18 protein-coding genes are annotated in these 17,868 nt (G+C 61.8%); 1 reads left to right on the forward strand and 17 read right to left on the reverse strand.

From position 1 onward, the window contains the following. Positions 1 to 54: 54 nt before the first annotated feature. The 8 genes from WC739_RS18145 to WC739_RS18180 form a co-directional block, all read right to left on the reverse strand. Positions 55 to 822: a DeoR/GlpR family DNA-binding transcription regulator gene (locus tag WC739_RS18145; RefSeq protein ID WP_372954425.1), complete on the reverse strand. Its 768-nt coding sequence runs from the start codon at positions 820 to 822 to the stop codon at positions 55 to 57. Positions 823 to 922: 100 nt separating this feature from the next. Continuing rightward, positions 923 to 2,335, reverse strand: a complete 1,413-nt coding sequence (locus WC739_RS18150) for an aspartate aminotransferase family protein (protein ID WP_372954410.1) — start codon at positions 2,333 to 2,335, stop codon at positions 923 to 925. A gap of 105 nt (positions 2,336 to 2,440) precedes the next feature. Continuing rightward, positions 2,441 to 3,172, reverse strand: coding sequence for a peptidase (locus WC739_RS18155; RefSeq protein WP_372954411.1), 732 nt, complete (start codon positions 3,170 to 3,172; stop codon positions 2,441 to 2,443). A gap of 30 nt (positions 3,173 to 3,202) precedes the next feature. Beyond that, positions 3,203 to 3,997 carry a transglutaminase domain-containing protein gene (locus tag WC739_RS18160; protein WP_372954412.1) on the reverse strand — a complete coding sequence of 265 codons (795 nt, stop codon included), beginning with the start codon at positions 3,995 to 3,997 and terminating at the stop codon, positions 3,203 to 3,205. Between the two features lie 85 nt (positions 3,998 to 4,082). Next, a complete protein-coding gene (locus WC739_RS18165) occupies positions 4,083 to 5,024 on the reverse strand; it encodes an alpha-E domain-containing protein (RefSeq protein WP_372954413.1) in 942 nt (313 codons plus the stop codon). Positions 5,025 to 5,045: 21 nt separating this feature from the next. After that, positions 5,046 to 6,458: a circularly permuted type 2 ATP-grasp protein gene (locus WC739_RS18170; RefSeq protein WP_372954414.1), complete on the reverse strand. Its 1,413-nt coding sequence runs from the start codon at positions 6,456 to 6,458 to the stop codon at positions 5,046 to 5,048. Between the two features lie 171 nt (positions 6,459 to 6,629). After that, positions 6,630 to 6,866, reverse strand: coding sequence for an Lrp/AsnC family transcriptional regulator (locus tag WC739_RS18175; RefSeq protein WP_091574954.1), 237 nt, complete (start codon positions 6,864 to 6,866; stop codon positions 6,630 to 6,632). Positions 6,867 to 7,045: 179 nt separating this feature from the next. Next, positions 7,046 to 8,086 (reverse strand): glutamine synthetase beta-grasp domain-containing protein, encoded by a 1,041-nt coding sequence (locus WC739_RS18180; RefSeq protein ID WP_372954415.1) that lies wholly within the window; start codon positions 8,084 to 8,086, stop codon positions 7,046 to 7,048. A 316-nt stretch (positions 8,087 to 8,402) separates the two neighbouring features. Here WC739_RS18180 and WC739_RS18185 point away from each other — a divergent pair, with 316 nt between their 5' ends. Beyond that, positions 8,403 to 8,600 (forward strand): DUF2735 domain-containing protein, encoded by a 198-nt coding sequence (locus tag WC739_RS18185; protein WP_372954416.1) that lies wholly within the window; start codon positions 8,403 to 8,405, stop codon positions 8,598 to 8,600. Between the two features lie 84 nt (positions 8,601 to 8,684). Here WC739_RS18185 and WC739_RS18190 read toward each other — a convergent pair whose 3' ends face one another. From WC739_RS18190 to WC739_RS18230, 9 genes are all read right to left on the reverse strand, one after another. Beyond that, a complete protein-coding gene (locus WC739_RS18190; RefSeq protein WP_372954417.1) occupies positions 8,685 to 10,574 on the reverse strand; it encodes an MFS transporter in 1,890 nt (629 codons plus the stop codon). A gap of 190 nt (positions 10,575 to 10,764) precedes the next feature. Continuing rightward, complete coding sequence (locus WC739_RS18195; RefSeq protein ID WP_372954418.1) at positions 10,765 to 11,556, reverse strand: ATP12 family chaperone protein; 792 nt, start codon at positions 11,554 to 11,556, stop codon at positions 10,765 to 10,767. Between the two features lie 11 nt (positions 11,557 to 11,567). Next, positions 11,568 to 12,440 carry a DMT family transporter gene (locus WC739_RS18200; RefSeq protein WP_372954426.1) on the reverse strand — a complete coding sequence of 291 codons (873 nt, stop codon included), beginning with the start codon at positions 12,438 to 12,440 and terminating at the stop codon, positions 11,568 to 11,570. Between the two features lie 47 nt (positions 12,441 to 12,487). Beyond that, positions 12,488 to 13,468: an RluA family pseudouridine synthase gene (locus tag WC739_RS18205; protein WP_372954419.1), complete on the reverse strand. Its 981-nt coding sequence runs from the start codon at positions 13,466 to 13,468 to the stop codon at positions 12,488 to 12,490. 60 nt (positions 13,469 to 13,528) lie between these two features. After that, positions 13,529 to 13,903, reverse strand: coding sequence for a fluoride efflux transporter CrcB (gene crcB / locus WC739_RS18210; protein WP_372954420.1), 375 nt, complete (start codon positions 13,901 to 13,903; stop codon positions 13,529 to 13,531). 223 nt (positions 13,904 to 14,126) lie between these two features. Next, positions 14,127 to 14,957: an aspartyl/asparaginyl beta-hydroxylase domain-containing protein gene (locus WC739_RS18215; RefSeq protein WP_372954421.1), complete on the reverse strand. Its 831-nt coding sequence runs from the start codon at positions 14,955 to 14,957 to the stop codon at positions 14,127 to 14,129. Positions 14,958 to 15,114: 157 nt separating this feature from the next. Beyond that, positions 15,115 to 15,786 (reverse strand): DUF930 domain-containing protein, encoded by a 672-nt coding sequence (locus WC739_RS18220; protein WP_372954422.1) that lies wholly within the window; start codon positions 15,784 to 15,786, stop codon positions 15,115 to 15,117. Between the two features lie 6 nt (positions 15,787 to 15,792). Further along, the gene (locus WC739_RS18225; protein WP_372954423.1) at positions 15,793 to 17,100 is read right to left on the reverse strand and encodes a replication-associated recombination protein A; all 1,308 of its coding nucleotides are present in this window, start codon (positions 17,098 to 17,100) and stop codon (positions 15,793 to 15,795) included. 47 nt (positions 17,101 to 17,147) lie between these two features. Next, on the reverse strand, positions 17,148 to 17,868 hold a 721-nt coding region (locus WC739_RS18230), incomplete at its 5' end, for a PDZ domain-containing protein (RefSeq protein ID WP_372954424.1).

Genomic DNA, 17,868 nt, shown 5'->3' on the forward strand with positions numbered 1-17,868 from the left:
CAAACGAAATGTCACGAGGCCGTGAGATGTCTGTGACATAGGCCCAAAGGCCGCTCAGGCGACGGAGGTTTCGATCAGTTGAACATCCGCCTCCTGGCAGATCTTGCGCACCGAAGGGATGTCGCAATGGTCGGTGATGAAGGTATTGACCTGCGACAGATGACCGATGCGAACCGGCGCCGTCCTTTCGAATTTGGTCTGGTCCGAAACCAGGATGACATGGCGCGCATTGGCGATGATAGCCTGCGCCACTTTCACCTCGCGGAAATCGAAATCCAACAACGCGCCGTCATGATCGATCGCCGATGCCCCGATCACGGCATAATCGACCTTGAACTGCCTGATGAAATCGACCGCAGCCTCACCCACGACGCCGCCATCCGAGCCACGCACGACACCCCCGGCGATTACCACTTCGATCGAAGGATATACGCGCATCCGGTTGGCAACATTGATATTATTGGTGATGACCATCAGGCCGACATGATCCAGCAATGCCTTGCTGACCGCCTCAGTCGTGGTGCCGATGTTGATGAACAGCGAGGCGTGGTCGGGTATAAGCCTTGCAGCCGCACGACCGATTGCCTCCTTCTCATCGGCGGCAATCTTGCGCCGCGCCTCATACTCCATATTTTCGATACCGGAGGGAAACAACGCTCCGCCGTGGACGCGGGAAAGCAGCCTCTGGTCGCAGAGGTCATTGAGATCCTTGCGGATGGTCTGCGGCGTCACATTGAAATGAGTGGCAAGGTCATCGACCAAGACACGCCCATGCTGCTTGGCCATCTCGATGATTTCGGCATGGCGCGGCGAGAGATACATCGGTGAACTTCCGTTTTCGTTTTTCATGCCTATAGCTGAAAACGAAAGCGATGAAAAGACACGCGCCGGCAGTGCGTCCGGCGACCTGATCGTCGTGGATTCAGACTACGCGGCGGGCAATTTCGGTTATGACGCTGAATGCCGCATCGACATCGGCGGATGTCGTCTCGAACTGGCCGACCTGGAACCGGATCGCTACCCGTCCATCGACCCTTGTCTGCGTCAGGTAGATGCGGCCATCATCGTTGATGGCATTGACCAGCCGCAGATTGTGCTCGTCGGCGTCATGATCGATCGCCGGCCGGTGCCGGAACGAAAACAGCGACAACATCGGTTGGCTGACGATCTCGAAATCCGGCTCTCCTGCGAGCCGCGCGGCAAGTCTCTCGCTCCACGCCACATGGGCGCGGATCATGGCCCGCAGGTTTTCCAGCCCGTGGGCGCGCAACAGGAACCATAGCTTGAGCGCGCGAAAGCGCCGGCCAAGCGGCACCGACCATTCCGAGTAGTTGATGACGCCGTCGCGACCATGCGTCTTGAGGAATTCGGGCTTGATCGCCAGCGTGCGCACCAGGTCCTGCGGCTGGCGCAGGAACTGGATGGAGCAGTCGAACTGCGCGCCAAGCCATTTGTGCGGGTTGAAGACGATGGAATCCGCCTGTTCGGCGCCCGCCCAGTAATGACGATATTCAGGGCAGATCATCGCCGATCCGGCCCAGGCGGCATCGACATGCAAATAGAGTCCATGACGGCGCGCCACATCGGCGATGTCCGCGATATCGTCCGTGCCGCCAATGCTGGTTCCGCCGACGCTGCCGATGATGCCGGCGGGCAGCATCCCAGCCGCGCGATCGGCGACGATCGCCGCTTCGAGGGCCGCTTTATCCATGGCGCGGAAACGGCCCTGACCCCGAATGCGAACCAGGTTCTCTTCGCCGATGCCGGAAATCCAGATCGCCCGGTCGATGGAGGTGTGCACCTGGTCGGAAGAATAGACGCGCACTTGCGGGTGGCCTGCCAGGCCTTGCCTGTTGCCCTGCCAGTCGAGCGCGCGTTCACGCATCGTCAGCACGGCGGCGAGCGTCGCCGACGACGCCGAATCCTGGATCACGCCTGAGAAACCCTGCGGCAGGCCGAGCGCCTGGCGCATCCAGTCGACGGTTCGGGTCTCGAGCTCCGTCGCCGCCGGCGACGTCTGCCAGAGCATGCACTGCGCCGCCATCGCCGAAACCAGATACTCCGCCACCACGGAGACCGGCGCCGCGTTGGCCGGGAAATAGGCGAAGAAACGCGGATGCTGCCAATGGGTCATCCCCGGCAGGATCTTCTTTTCGAAATCCGCGAAGATGGTGTCCATCGGCTCCGCCGCTTCGGGAGCCGAAGCCGCAATGCTTCTGAAAATATCTCCCGGCTCGATCCGTGGCCGCACTGGCCGTTCGCGCAGCGAGCTGCGATAATCCGCACCCCAGTCGGCGGCGCGCCGCGACCATTGCCGGAAATCATCCTCGTTCATCGTGTCCTCCCGGCATGTTGGCTCGCCCGCCATGTCGCCAGCGGAGCAGCAGCGAAGTCGATCTACCAGTGCGACACACGAAGCCGCCGGCGGATGCGGCTCCGCCTAGCCGGGGAAATCCGGCAGGCTGGCAAAAGCCGTTTTCAGCGCCTTCGACCATCCATCCGAGATGGTGCGGTAGTACTGGTCGTCCTGGCCGATCCGCCTCTTCAAGCCGACCTTGTATGCGTCCCTCTCCAGGAAAAGCAGGTCGAGCGGCAATCCGACCGACAGGTTCGACTTCAGCGTCGAATCGAACGACACCAGAAGCAGCTTCACCGTCTCGGCGAGACTCATCGTCTTGTCATAGGCACGGATGATGATCGGCTTGCCGTACTTGGTCTCGCCGATCTGGAAGAACGGCGTGTCTTCGGTCGACTCGATGAAATTGCCTTCGGGATAGATCATGAATAGCCGCGGCTCACTGCCCTTGATCTGGCCGCCGAGGATGAAGGAGGCATTGAAATAGGAATCCGCCTTTTCGCCCACGGGCGAGGAACTGGCGATCACCTCCTTGACCGTATCACCGACCATCCGCACCGTCTGGTACATGGACGGCGTTTCCAGCAGCGTCGAGTGTCGCTCGGTAATCGCCTTGGTGCGCTCGTCGAGAAGGCTGACCACCGCCTGTGTCGTCGCCAGATTGCCGGCGGACATCAAGACAATGACACGCTCGCCCGGTTCTTCCCAGACGTGCATCTTGCGGAAGGTGGAGATCGAATCCATGCCGGCGTTCGTGCGCGTGTCCGACATGAACACGAGCCCGCGATCGATCTTCAGGCCGACGCAATAGGTCATGGAATCTCTTCTTGCAGCAATCCTTGGGGACTACTGCTCCACCGTGACGGTAACCGCAAGCCGTTCTTGCGCCTGTCCCAGTCGAATTCCCGACACCGGCGTGGCGTCGCGATAATCCCGGCCTGTCGCCACCTTCACATAGCGCTCGTCGGGAGAAATTCCGTTGGCGGCGTCGAAGGCGACCCAACCGAGTCCCGAGACATGCGCTTCGGCCCAGGCATGGCTTGCGGCCTGCTCCACGGTCGCATCCAGCATCAGATAGCCACTGACGTAGCGAGCCGGGAACCCCATGCAACGCGCCGCGGCGGCAAAGATATGGGTGTGATCCTGACAAACGCCGGTCTTGAGCGCCAACGCTTCCTCGGCGGGCGTCGCCGCGGTGGTGCTGCCGGGCGTATAGGCGACGCGTTCGCCGATGATGGCCATCAACCGGTGCAGCCTTTCGATATCGGCTCCCTCGCCGACCGAGTCTGCCAGTTCACGAACCCCGCCGCCGACCATCGTCAATGGCGTCTCCTGGCTGTACAGCCACAGCGGCGTGAAGCCCTGATGCGGGCCCGAGACGCCCGCAGTGTCGCGCGTCACCACTTCGCCCGCCGCTTCCACTGTGATGAAGTCGCGTTCGCCCTCGACGCTCAACAGCCTTGTGTCATTGCCGAAATGATCGACAAAGCGAACCTCTTCCCGAGCCCCCTCGATGGCGAGAGTCCAGGACAGCACGGTCTGTGTCGAGCCGCTCACCGGGAGCAGCCGCAGCCGCTGCAACAGATATTGCACCGGCGCGTCGTAGCGGTACTCGGTCCTGTGGGTGATCTTCAGCCGCATGCTCTTTTTCCGTTCGCGGGCGTGGCCTTGTCCGGAAACCAGTGCCCGATTTTGGCTGTCGCGGTGGCTCGGTTCGGACTCATGCTCAATTGAACCGGTAATCCAGCGCGATCTCGTCGCCGAGCTTGGTATTGTCTTGAATGAAGTTGGCCAGGAATTCGTGCAGGCCGGCATCGAATATGTTCTTGATCGACCCTGCCCTCAACATGGCCTGTGTCCTTTCGACGGTGGCGTGGCAGGCGTGCTGTTCACCATAGTCGTCGCTCAGGAATTTCAGATGCTCCGCCAGGAAGCGGTAGCAAAATGTCAGTGAACGCGGCATCCGGACGTTGAGGATCAGATAGTCGGCGATATTGGTCGGCTTGTAGTCCGCTTCATAGACCCAGCGATAGGACCGATGCGCCGATACCGAGCGCAGGATAGACTCCCACTGATAGTTGTCGAGCGTCGAACCGACCCATGAGATGGACGGCAACAGGACGTAATACTTTACGTCGAGGATACGCGCCGTGTTGTCGGCGCGCTCGACATAGGTGCCGAGTTGCGAAAAGTCGAAGATCTCGTTGCGCAACATGGTCCCGTAGAACGATCCGCGGATCAGCGCCGTCTCGCGCTTGATCGCGTCGAGCACGCTGGGCAGGTCGCGTTCGTCGATCGGCCTTGCCAGCATTCGTTTGAGCGACATCCAGGCTTCGTTGATGCTCTCCCACGTCTCGCGCGTCAGCGCCGTGCGCACCATGCGGGCATTGTTGCGGGCCGTCTCGATGGCAGCCATCGTGCTCGACGGGTTCGATGTGTCGCGCAGCAGGAAGTCGGCGACATTGGCGGCGGTGTACTCCTGATATTTCTGGCTGAAAGTCACATCCGAACCGGCGCTGAGCAGGACCGAACTCCACTCCTCCGAGGCGCTCTGGGTGCGGGTCAACGCCATGCGCAGCCCGGCATCGACCAGACGCGCCATGTTCTCCGCTCGCTCGATATAGCGGTTCATCCAGTAAAGCCCGGCGGCGGTGCGGCCTAAAAGCATCCAAAACCCTTCAAATGAAAATCAATCATCCAGCACCCAGGTATCCTTGGTGCCGCCGCCTTGCGAGGAATTCACGACCAGCGAACCTTCCTTGAGCGCGACGCGGGTCAGGCCGCCGGGCACGATCTGGATGCGGTCGGAAACCAGCACGTAAGGCCTGAGATCGACATGGCGCGGCGCCAGACCCTTGTCGGTCAGGATCGGGCAGGTCGACAATGCCAGTGTCGGCTGGGCAATATAGTTCGAAGGTCTCGCCGCCAGTTTCTTGGCGAAATTCTCGCATTCCTTCTTGCTCGCCGCCGGCCCGACCAACATTCCGTAGCCGCCGGAACCGTGCACTTCCTTGATCACCAGCTCGTCGATGTGCTCGAGCACGTATTTCAGGCTGTCCGGCTCCGAACAGCGCCATGTTGGGATGTTGCCCAGGATCGCCTTGCGGCCGGTGTAGAACTCGATGATCTCCGGCATGTAGGAATAGATCGCCTTGTCGTCGGCGATGCCGGTTCCGGGCGCATTGGCGATGGTGATGTTGCCAGCGCGGTAGACATCCATGATGCCGGGCACGCCCAGTGCGGAATCCGGCCGGAAGGTCAGCGGATCGAGATACGAATCGTCCACCCGGCGATAGAGCACGTCGATCTGCTTGTAGCCTTCGGTCGTGCGCATCGCGACATGGCCGTCGACGACCCGCAGATCCTGGCCCTCGACAAGTTGCACGCCCATCTGGTCGGCAAGGAAGGCGTGTTCGAAATAGGCGGAGTTGAAACTGCCGGGCGTCAGCACAGCGATGGTCGGAGCGCCCTTGGTGCTTTGCGGCCGCACCGCCGCCAGTGACTGGCGCAGAAGCTGCGGGTAGTTCTCCACCGGCCGCACCTTGATCTTCTGGAAAAGCTCCGGGAACAGCTGCATCATGGTCTCGCGGTTCTCCAGCATATAGGAGACGCCGGACGGCGTGCGCGCATTGTCCTCCAGCACGTAGAATTCGTCCTCGCTGATGCGGACGATGTCGACGCCGATGATGTGGGTGTAGACCCCGGCCGGCGGCCTGACCCCGATCATCTCGGGCAGAAAAGCCTCGTTCCTGGCGATCAGTTCCCTGGGCAGGCGCCCCGCGCGCAGGATTTCCTGGCGGTGGTAGATGTCATCGAGGAAGGCGTTCAGCGCCTGGACGCGCTGTTCGATGCCCTGCGTCAGGCGGCGCCATTCATTTCCGGAGATGATGCGGGGAACAATGTCGAACGGGATCAGCCGCTCGGACGCTTCCTGTTCGCCGTAGACGGCAAAGGTTATGCCTGTCTTGCGGAAGACGCGTTCGGCGTCCTGCATCTTCTCGGTAAGCCTGGCCGGATCCTGCTCCTTCAGCCAGCGATCGTAAGCCGAATACGGTTTTCTCAATCCGGAAACTTCCGGAAGCATTTCGTCGAACGCTGCCAATCGCATACTCCCCTGTGACGTCATTTCACTGGCGTCGCGGGAGAAAATCAAGCGCAATCGGTGATTTGGAGGAAGCCGGCGATCAGTATCTTTATCCTGCCTAAATTATGGGCAGCTCGGACTCGACCTTGATCAGGCTCTTTATCGTTTAGGCGAAGGCGCGCTTGACGGCTAGAACGCGCGGAACGTGACGACCGTGAACGTATCCTTGATGCCCGGAAGAACCTGCACCTTCTCGTTGACGAAATGGCCGACATCTTCCTCGTCATCGACGTAAAACTTGGCCAATAGATCGTAGTTCCCCGCGGTGGAATAGATTTCCGAGGCGATCTCGGCATCGGCAAGCGCGCTGGCAACCTCATAGGATTTGCCGAGTTCACATTTGATCTGCACGAAAAACGCCTTCATGGCTTCGTCCCGCTCAACGTCAAGTCCAAGCGGCCCTTCTGGCAGACTGGAGGCAGGCTTTCAAGCGCTGGAATCCCGACCGGGCCGGCCCGGACCCGAACCACCGCCTCCCGCAGGCGCCGAAAACAGAAGGCCCCGGCGCGAACGCCGGGGCCTTCTAATGTCTACGCAGGAGATGCTTAGGCGGCAGCCGAAACCTGGGCGCTGGCCGCCACCGATGCGATTGTCTTCAGGATCTGCGAAGCGATCTGGTAGGGGTCGCCCTGCGAATTCGGGCGGCGGTCTTCCAGATAGCCCTTGTAGTCGTTCTTGATGAAGGAGTGCGGCACGCGGATCGAGGCGCCGCGATCGGCGATGCCATAGCTGAACTTGTTCCACGGCGCGGTCTCGTGCTTGCCGGTCAAGCGCTTGTCGTTGTCCGGGCCGTAGACGGCGATGTGATCCATCAGGTTCTTGTCGAAGGCCGCCATGAGCGCTTCGAAATAGGCCTTGCCGCCGACTTCGCGCATATAGGCGGTCGAGAAGTTGGCATGCATGCCCGAGCCGTTCCAGTCGGTGTCGCCGAGCGGCTTGCAGTGGTATTCGATGTCGATGCCGTATTTCTCGGTCAGGCGCTGCAGGAGGTAGCGGGCCATCCACATCTGGTCGGCGGCCCTCTTGGAGCCCTTGCCGAAGATCTGGAATTCCCATTGGCCCTTCGCCACTTCGGCGTTGATGCCTTCATGGTTGATGCCGGCCGCCAGGCACTGGTCGAGGTGTTCCTCGACGATGGTGCGCGCTACGGAGCCGACATTGGAGTAACCGACGCCGGTGTAGTAAGGACCCTGCGGTGCGGGATAGCCACTCTCGGGGAAGCCGAGCGGGCGACCGTCCTTGTAGAAGAAATATTCCTGCTCGAAGCCGAACCAGGCGCCCTCGTCATCGAGGATGGTGGCGCGCTTGTTGGAAGCGTGTGGCGTCACGCCATCGGGCATCATGACTTCGCACATCACCAGCACACCATTCGTGCGAGCCGGATCGGGATACACGGCCACCGGCTTCAGCACGCAATCAGAGCTGTGGCCTTCAGCCTGCTGTGTTGAAGAACCGTCGAAGCCCCACAGCGGCAGATCTTCAAGGGTCGGGAATTCGGCAAATTCCTTGATCTGTGTCTTGCCGCGGAGATTGGGGACCGGGGTATATCCATCGAGCCAAATGTACTCGAGCTTGTATTTCGTCATTCTAGCCTCTCGTTGCTTGATCAGAAGACTCCGGTGGCGTCCGCGCATGCCGACCCAGCCAGCAGCCGACCTGCCGCTTCCTTAAAACGCAAATCATGTGCCATTCGCGTCTGGAGAGGTGCGACAAAATGAACGCAAAACCCGAGGATATTCTGCAGCCGTCTAAACGGTGCGCCAGGATCGGTCATCTATAGAGATTGCATAAATAGTGGGCAAATACTGATCTTTTCGTAGGCATATTGCCTACCTTGGTTGCAGACCTTATCTTTGTTGCAAGTTGAATCGATCAGGTTCGGCAAAACCAGGGAGCCCGACAATGGAAAGCATTTCCACTCGACCGTCGGCCACAATTTTGATGTTCCCGCTGGCAGCGCGCGCCTCTGCCTCAAATTTGAGCGGCAAGGCTAAGTTTGCGGCAGAGCTTGCTTCGCTACGCGGTGTACGGACGGATTTCGGTGACGGGTGGTATCACGACGCGGCGATCGAGGACGCAAGACAGGACCGGCGCAGCTAAGCCCTGTCTCGTCGAATGGTCGATACGAATTGAAAAACCCGGCGCCATTGTCGCGCCGGGTTTTTGTTGTCTGGCAGGTGGCGGCTACTGCTTTGTGTGCAGATTTGTCCCGAGCGTGTCCCGGACGAAGATCATACCAATCACTAGCGACATCGCCGCGATGACCACCGGATACCAGAGGCCATAGTAGATATCGCCCTTGTAGGCGCTGAGCGCGAACACGGTCGCCGGCAACAGGCCACCGAACCAGCCATTGCCGATGTGATAGGGCAATGACATGCCGGTGTAGCGGATGCGGGTCGGGAACATTTCGACCAGGATTGCGGCAATAGGCCCATAGACCATGGTCACGAACAGCACGAGGATGAACAGGATGCCGATCGTCATAGGCCAGTTGATGCCGGCCGGGTCGGCGAACATGGCGAAAGCGCCGCCGCCCGGTATGGTGTAGACGGCGACTTCGGGCGCCCCTGCTGCCTCTTCGGCTGTCAACAGCTTGTCCTTTATCGCCTGATCGGCGGGGACCGTCGCCTTCTCGCCCGCGCGGATGGCGGCCGCATCGAGCTTGAGTTCCGGATTGGCCGCGATAAACGCGTCAAGCTTCTGGTCAGGGATCTTGATCGCCGCGCGCTTCAGCGGATAGCCGCCGTCCCGCAGCGACGTGTTGACGGCCTTGACGAAAGCAGCGTCCTTGGCCTTGGCCTGGTCCCCGGCGGCGATCGCGTCGTAGGACTCCACCGTCTCACTGCCGATCTTGACCGACGCAGCCGTTCCGGCCGGCGCCGTCGAGACCACGTCATAGGGAACCGAGTTCTTGGTCAGGAACGAAGTCGCGATGTCGCAGGATGTCGTGAACTTGGCGGTACCGACCGGATTGAACTGGAACTTGCAGTCACCGGGTGCCGCGGTCACCGTCGCGCGCGTATTCTGCTGAGCGGTGGCAAGTGCCGGATTGGCGGCCCAGGTCAACGCCTTGAACAGCGGGAAGGTGCAAACGATCGCCAGGGCGAGACCCGCCATGATGATCGGCTTGCGGCCTATCTTGTCGGAGAGCCAGCCGAATACGACAAAGAAGATCGAACCGAGCGCCAGAGCAATGGCGATCATGATGTTGACCGATTGCGCATCGACCTTGAGAACGTTCTGCAGGAAGAACAGCGCGTAGAACTGGCCATTGTACCAGACCACGGCCTGCCCGGCAGTGAGGCCGAGCAGCGCCAGGATCGCGATCCTCGCGTTCTTCCACTGACCAAAGGCTTCCGTCAGCGGCGCCTTCGAGCCTTTGCCTTCATCCTTCATCTTCTGGAAGGTCGGCGATTCGGAGAGTGAAAGCCGGATCCAGATCGAGATGCCGAGCAGCAGGAAGGACACGATGAACGGAATGCGCCAGCCCCAGGCGGCGTAGTTTTCCTTGCTCAGCGACCCTTGCACGATCAGGATCACGATCAGCGACAGGAACAGGCCGAGCGTAGCGGTTGTCTGTATCCATGACGTGTAGTAGCCGCGGCGGTTGTCCGGTGCGTGTTCGGCGACATAGGTGGCCGCTCCGCCATATTCGCCGCCCAGCGCCAGACCCTGCAGCATGCGCAGGACAATCAGGATGATGGGAGCCGCGATGCCCAAGGTCGCGTAGCCCGGCAGCAAGCCGACCAGGAAGGTCGACAGGCCCATGATCGTCATGGTGACGAGGAACGTATATTTACGACCGACAAGGTCGCCGATGCGGCCGAACAGCAGTGCGCCGAACGGGCGCACGAGGAAGCCGGCGGCGAAAGCCAGCAATGCGAAGATGTTGCGCGTCGCCTCCGGGATGGTTGGGCTGAAAAAGGTCGATCCGATGAACACCGCCAGCGAACCGTAGAGATAGAAATCATACCATTCGAAAACGGTGCCGAGCGAGGAAGCGAAGATGACCTTCTTCTCCTCCCTCGTCATGCCGCGGCTGGCTCCGCCGGCGGTCGATGCGATTGCCATGGATTTGTCCTCCTCCCGTGAGACGCTTGTCCTCGATGCCGCGCGTCATTGTCCGCATCCTCCTCCGAGCACGGACTCAAGCACTGCCATCGCCGAACAAATGACAGAAAGCGTCCGGCAACGGCAGCGCTGCTTTGGGATTATGACTTTGGTATTAGGTGCGGTGCGGCATGGGCCGCGCGGCGAGCCGTCAGCGCTTCAGGGCTTCGAGCACGCTGACCGCGGCCAACATGTCCCGCTTGCGAGCGGCGCGGCGCGCGACGGCCTCGGCGTCCTGCCCCCAATGCTCTATCTGCCAGTCCTCGTCGACATGGCCGGCGGCCCAGGCGGCATCGGCGTCGAGCTCCCCCGAATCGACGGCCAGCGCCAGCAGCGCCGAACCGGTCAGCGAGGTCATGACGTGGATAGCCGCCAGCCTCAGCGGATCGGCGCGCTGACTGAGATGGACACCGAGCACGGCGATGGTCTCGCGTGGCTGTTCGACATGGACAATGCCCTCGGCAAGATTGAAACGGGCGCCCAGGCTGCCGCGTGCCCAGTCAAGGACGGGGTCCCAGTGTTGGTTCTGCCGTTCGACCAGCCCTTGCGGAGCGTCGGCGCGGTAACAGAGCAGATCGGACGAGGCGAAGCGCAGGATATCTTCCAGCACAGCCTGCGCGTCGCTGGCAACGCCATCGATCGCGGTGTTGACCAGGCGCATCACCGGCATCGTCACCGGATTGATCGTTTCGCCCTGGGCCGCGAACTCATCGGCGATCAGCAGCGCGGCTGCTTCTGTCGGCAGCGCAAGCAACGCCTTGCCTGGCGTGCGCACCGGCTTGCCGTCGAGATGCACGGCGAAACCATCTTCGACAGGCGAAACCGAGACGGCCTTGTAGAAGCGCTTCGGCAGATGCGTCTTCATCTGGATCTGGGCGCGGCGCACCGGATCCGGATCGGAAAGATATTTGCCCGCTTCGAGGTCGTTGAGGATGTCACGCATGGAAGGCCTCCTTACACCGGCGCCAGCTTGCGCGAGGGCCGGTTGACGATGATCAGGCCGGCGGCAATCAGGCCAAGTGCAAGAAAAATGCGCATGGTCAGCGGTTCGTTCAAGATCATGGCTCCGCATAGCACGCCGAAGACCGGCGACAGGAAGGTGAAACTGGACAGGCTCGAGGCCGGATAGCGGCGCAGCAGCCAGAACCACAGCACATAGGTGAAGGCGACGATGTAGACCGCCTGGAAAAGCAGGGCCAATGTCGGCAGGAGGCTAGGGTCGCGGATCGCTGGACCGGCCAGCGGCAGCACCAGCAGTCCGACGATCGCCGCGCCGGCAAGCTGGTAGAGCAACAGCTTCTCGGCGCTCGCCTCGACCAGCCTCGTCCGCTTGATCAGGATATTGGTCAAGGCCCAGAAAAACCCCGAAGCGAGGCTCAGCAGGTCGCCGAAAAGCATGTCCCCGCCCCCGCCGAGCTTGTCGGAGAAGACGGCGGCAAGGCCGGCGAAGGCGAGCAGCAGTCCGAGGAATTTGCGCAGCGTGATCCGCTCGCCGAGCAAGAAATGGCCTCCGAGCAGCATCCAGAACGGCATGGTGTTGACCAGCAAGGTGTTGCGGGCGACGGTGGTGTGCTCCAGGCCGACATAGAGGCAGAGGAACTCGACGCCGAAGATCACGCCCACGGCGATGCCGGCGGGCAATGTTCGATCGCGTGTGAAAAGCGCAATGCCGCGCCACCGGCACCAGGCGTAGACACACAGGCCGCCAATGACGGAGCGCGCGATCGACAGGAAGACAGGGTCGTAGCCCGCGTAGGATATCTTGGCTGCGACGTAATTCAGGCCCCAGGAAAAGGTCAGGCCGACCATGATGGCGGCGGCCGCCATGTCGACCGAATCCCGCCGGTCGAGCGCGCCGGTGGCGCCACTCACAATCAGTCCTCCGCGCTGGCGTCGTCGAAGCCGATCAGGTTCCAGCTCTGGCGCATGTGCGGCGGCATCGGCGCGGTGACGTCGATGACGCCCTTGTCGGGATGCGGGATGATGATGCGGCGCGCATGCAGATGCAGGCGGTTCTGGATGCCGCCGGGGAAATCCCAGTTGGTGTCGGCCTCGAAATATTTCGGGTCGCCGATGATCGGACAGCCGATATAGGCGGCATGGACGCGAAGCTGGTGGGTGCGGCCCGTATAGGGCTCCATTTCCAGCCAGGTCATCGTCTGCGCCGCCTGCTCGATGATCCGATAATAGGACACGGCATGGTCGGCGCCTTTTTCACCGTGCGCAGCGACACGGACGCGGTCGCCGTCGGGCGTCGGCTCCTTGATCAGCCATGTCGAGATCTTGTCCTCGCGCTTGGGCGGCACGCCCCTGACCAGCGCCCAATACGTCTTCTTGGTCTCGCGGGCGCGAAACGCCTCAGACAATTTCATGGCGGCCAGCCGGCTGCGGGCGACAACCAGCACGCCCGACGTGTCGCGGTCGAGGCGGTGGACCAGCCGCGGCTTTTCGCCCTTCTGGTTGCGCCACGCTTCCAGCATGTCGTCGACATTTCGGGTAACGCCGGAGCCGCCCTGCACCGCCAGCCCCGCCGGCTTGTTGAAGACAAAGACCTTCGGGTCCTCATGGATCAGCATCTTGGCCAGCACATCGGCATCGCCCTGATTGCGGATCGAGTGGCCGGTCAGCGCGCTTTCGCCTTTCTTGTCGACCTCAAGCGGCGGAACGCGGACCATCTGGCCAGGCTCGACGCGGGTGTCGGCCTTGACCCGGCCGCCATCGACGCGGATCTGGCCGGAGCGCAGCAGCTTCTGCAAATGGCCGAAGCCGAGGCCTGGGAAATGGGTCTTGAACCAGCGGTCGAGCCGCATGCCCGCCTCGCCGGCCTCAACCGTGATCTGTTCAACGCCTGCCATGATCTTGTCGCTTGTCCGGTTCCGGGCAGGGCTTCGCCTGCTCTCGGCGCCGCAATAGCACTATGGCAAGCTTCTTGCGAGCCAAAGTCCCACAAACAGGGCGGTTATGGCGCCAATCACGCTGGCGAGACCGTAGGCCAGCGCCGGCAGCGTCGCGCCGCGCTCCCACAAAGTGGCGAAATCCAGCGAAAACGCCGAGAAGGTCGTGAACCCGCCCAGAATGCCGGTGGCGACGAAGAGCCTGAGTTCGTTGGATCCGCCGCGTCGTATCAACGAGGCGACGAACAGGCCCATGACAAAGGAACCGACGATGTTGATGACCATCGTGCCCCAGGGATAGTTGGGCCCGAAGACGCGGAGCGCGCCGATATTGGTAAGATGTCGGACGCCTGCGCCGATGCCGCCGCCGACCACAACAAGAAGCAGATTGGCCATGAATCTCTACTGCATCGTCCAACGCCGCAAGGTCAATCCCTCACGTCCAGGATATGGCTTGCAGCACAACACATCCGGTTGAACGGGTCAGGAACCGCCTATGCCTGCAGATGTCGGGCGAAACCATCCCGCCCCTGCCCCGCACCACGTCGATGAACGGCGTTGTGTTTCCAGACCTCATGTTGCGAGGCACCGACTTAGGCTGGTCGGAGCCGATTCGGTGTCAGGTGGTTTCGACCTTCTTCGGCTTGGTCGAGCCGATCATCTTCCAGTTCTTGTAGAACATGGAATTGATGCGCTCGACGCTCACCGAGACGATGGCGAGCAGGCCGGCGATGAGGCCAGGGACAGGCGACGGACGAATGATGTCCATGAACACGCAATAGCGGCGGCCGTCATACTCGTTGACCGACCGGTGCAGCAGCGTGTCGTCGAAGATGAACAGCGGGTTGTCGTACCAGTAGTTCTTGACGTTGCCGCACTCGACGAAAATCTCCGACTTCACCGGGATCAGATTGTAGAGGATGCGCAGGCTGAGCCGTAGCGGCCCGAAGTGCCAGGAGGTCGATTCGCGCTTGCTGAAGACGGATACGGCGATGGTCTTGATGTATTTGAAGTCCTTGTTGAACTCGGCGACGTTGTCGATCTTGTGCTTGCCGTACCATTGGTAGACATACATGCCGCGCCGGCCGGCGCCGAAATTGGCATCGATGTCGGCGATGATCTCGTCCTTGCGCGCCTTGAAGATATCGAGGACTTCATTGACCTCGCGCTGATAGTCTGCGGGAAACTGCTCGAGCTTCCAAACGCCCGGATTCCTGTAGCACAACAGATCGACCAGCAGGTTGAACGGCGAAAGCAACCAGGTGAACAGGCCGTTGCCGAGGAAATAGCCTGAGAACAGCGACAGGTCCTTCCTGTCGTTGCGCATCACGTCGATCAGGCCACAGACGATGAAGATCGTCGTCAGGATCGGGATGAAGTAAAAGCCTAGGGCCAGAAGCGGGACGGCTATGGCGAATTTGCGAATGGATTTGCGAAGGGTTTTTGTCATTTTCCACGCGCGTAGCGCGATCCTGTTGCGAATGAGATGCCAAATCTGGGCAACGACCACCGCCCGGTCGTGCGCCTTGATAAGGTTTTTTGGGTCACCACACAACGGTCCGCGATATCGTGGCCGGTTGGCTGCCTTGGGAAGCCTGCCGGATCGGTCAATGCACCGACGGCAAGCCAAGCTCATCCCATTTTTCCCTGGGAACCAGATCGCCAACCAGGAATTCGAAGCCGACGACGCTTTCGCCGTCTCCAGCCAGTTGGCATCTGAATTTCAGACCATACCAATTTCCACGGCTGCGGAAAGCAGCGCCATTGGCGGCAACCATGATTCCAGTGAATTTTTCCTCGGCTGTTGCGTAAGGCACCACGCGCTCGGGCCGAAAATCCGCGCGCCATCGGTGAATCTGGTCCATGGCCTCAAGATCGCACAATTGGACCATGCGCTCGTCGGAAGCGAAGGTGGCGAGATCGGCACGCGCCTGTCGGCTGCGCGGGTCTGCAAGCGTCTTGGCCGACAGCATCTCGGTCGGCCGGATCATGCCTGGTGCGGTGGGCTGTTGAACTCGAGGCTGGCTGGAAGCGGGCGGCGGCATGACAACTGGCGCCTCGGCCGCTGCCTGGGTCGGTGGCGGCCTTGTTGCCGCCTCGAACTGGGCGGGCGTCAGGATGTCCACCGACACCCGCTCCTCTTCCAGGCGTTTCGGCCGCTTCGGCAATGGCATCAGGGCCAGCGCCGCGAAGAGCAGCGCATGGAGAACAATGGATGTGGAGATGCCCCAAGGCGACGACGCCTGATCTTGCGGCGTAACGACGAAAGGAGCACGCAAAGCGTGCTATTCCCTCTCTTTGCGCAGCTTCGCCCAATAATCGAGCCGCTTCCTGATGTCGCGTTCGAAGCCGCGCTCCGGAGGATCATAAAAGACCTGGCGGCCCATCTTTTCGGGAAAATAGTCCTGGCCCGAAAAAGCGTCAGGCTGATCGTGATCGTAGCGATAGCCGGCGCCGTAGTCCTCTTCCTTCATCAGCTTGGTGGGCGCATTGAGGATATGCTTGGGCGGCAGCAGCGAGCCATGTTCCTTCGCCGCTCGGGTGGCCGCCTTGAAGGCGGTGTACACAGCGTTGGATTTCGGCGCGGTGGCCAGATAGACGGTCGCCTCGGCAAAGGCGAGTTCGCCCTCGGGCGAGCCGAGATAGTCGTAGGCGTCCTTGGCCGCGTTGGCGACGACCAGCGCCTGCGGGTCGGCAAGGCCGATGTCCTCCATGGCCATGCGCACCAGCCGGCGCCCCAGATAGAGCGGATCCTCGCCGGCATCGAACATGCGCGCCAGGTAGTAAAGCGCGGCGTCGGGATCGGAGCCGCGCACGGATTTGTGCAGCGCCGAGATCAGATTGTAGTGGCCGTCCTGGCCCTTGTCATAGATCGGCGCACGCCGCTGCACGATGCGCTGCAGGCCCTCGGGGGTGAAGATTTCGCCGGGCTTGGCGGCGCGCCAGACCTCTTCCGCCAGCGTTAGGGACGCCCGGCCGTCGCCGTCGCTCATGCGGATGAGCATCTCCCGCGCCTCGCCATCGAGCGGCAGCGCCCTGCCCTCGGTCTCCTCGGCCCGCGCCATCAGCTTGGCGATGCTCTCCTCACTGAGTGACTGGAAGACCAGCACCCGCGCGCGGGACAGGAGAGCCGCGTTGAGTTCAAACGATGGGTTTTCGGTCGTGGCGCCAACCAGAACCACCGTCCCGTCCTCCATGACAGGAAGGAAGGAATCCTGCTGAGCGCGGTTGAAGCGGTGGATCTCGTCGACGAACAACAGCGTCTGCCGACCGTTGGCGCGGCGCAGCTTGGCGGCCTCGAACACTTTCTTCAGGTCGGCGACACCGGAAAAGACCGCCGATATCTGTTCGAAAGCGAGGCTCGTTTCGCCGGCCAGCAACCGTGCCACCGTCGTCTTGCCGGTGCCCGGCGGACCCCAGAAGATCATGGAGCCCAGCGAACCGGAGCCGATCAGCCGGGTCAGCGCGCCGTCGGGGCCGGTCAGATGTTCCTGGCCAACGACTTCGCCGAGACTCTTGGGCCGCAGCCTGTCGGCAAGCGGGCGCCCGGGGGGCGCCCGTTCCGGTTCATCGACGCTGAACAGATCGGCCATGCACTTCTTTTTCGTTGGAGCATGAGCCCGAATGCACGGGCTGTGCTTTAGTAACGCAACACCTGACGCAGTATCTGCCCGCCGCGCTCGACCGTAAAGCGCCACCAACGTGTATCCGTCTTGGCCGCCTGCTCCAGGGCTGCCGCGGTGTCGATGGTGGTGCCGTTCACTTCGCGCACGATGTCGCCTGGCTGGAAGCCGAAATCGGCGGCCGGCGAGTCGCGATTGATGTCGACCACGGTGACACCCTTGATGTCGGCGCGCAGGCCAAGCCGCTGGGCGAGCCTCGGCGACAGTTGCGCCACCTTGGCGCCGGAGAACGGGCTGCGGCCATGCAACGTTACTTCAGCCGCCTTCATGCCCTCGGGCGCGCGCTCCAGGGCAATGTCCATCGCCGCCTGCTGGCCCTTGGTCAGGACCGCGAAATTGGCGGTGGTGCCGATCGACAGCGTCGCCATGCGATAATCCAGCGCCTGGATGCTGTCGATCTGCCTGCCGTTGAGTTGGAGCACGACGTCGCCGGGCTTGAGCCCAGCCTTGGCGGCTGGTCCGGTCGCCTCTACCGACGAGACCAGGGCCCCGGCCGGCTTTTCCATTCCGAGCGATTCGGCGATCTGCGGTGTAACCGCCTCGAACTCGGCGCCGATATAGGGCCGCTCGAAGAAGTCGAGCCCGGCCTTGGCCGCGTCGGCGAAGGCGCGAACCATGTTAGAGGGAATGGCGAAGCCGATGCCGATCGAGCCGCCGCTGCGGCTGTAGATCGCCGTG

The sequence above is a fragment of the Mesorhizobium sp. genome (genome assembly GCF_041661565.1).
Lineage (GTDB): Bacteria > Pseudomonadota > Alphaproteobacteria > Rhizobiales > Rhizobiaceae > Mesorhizobium.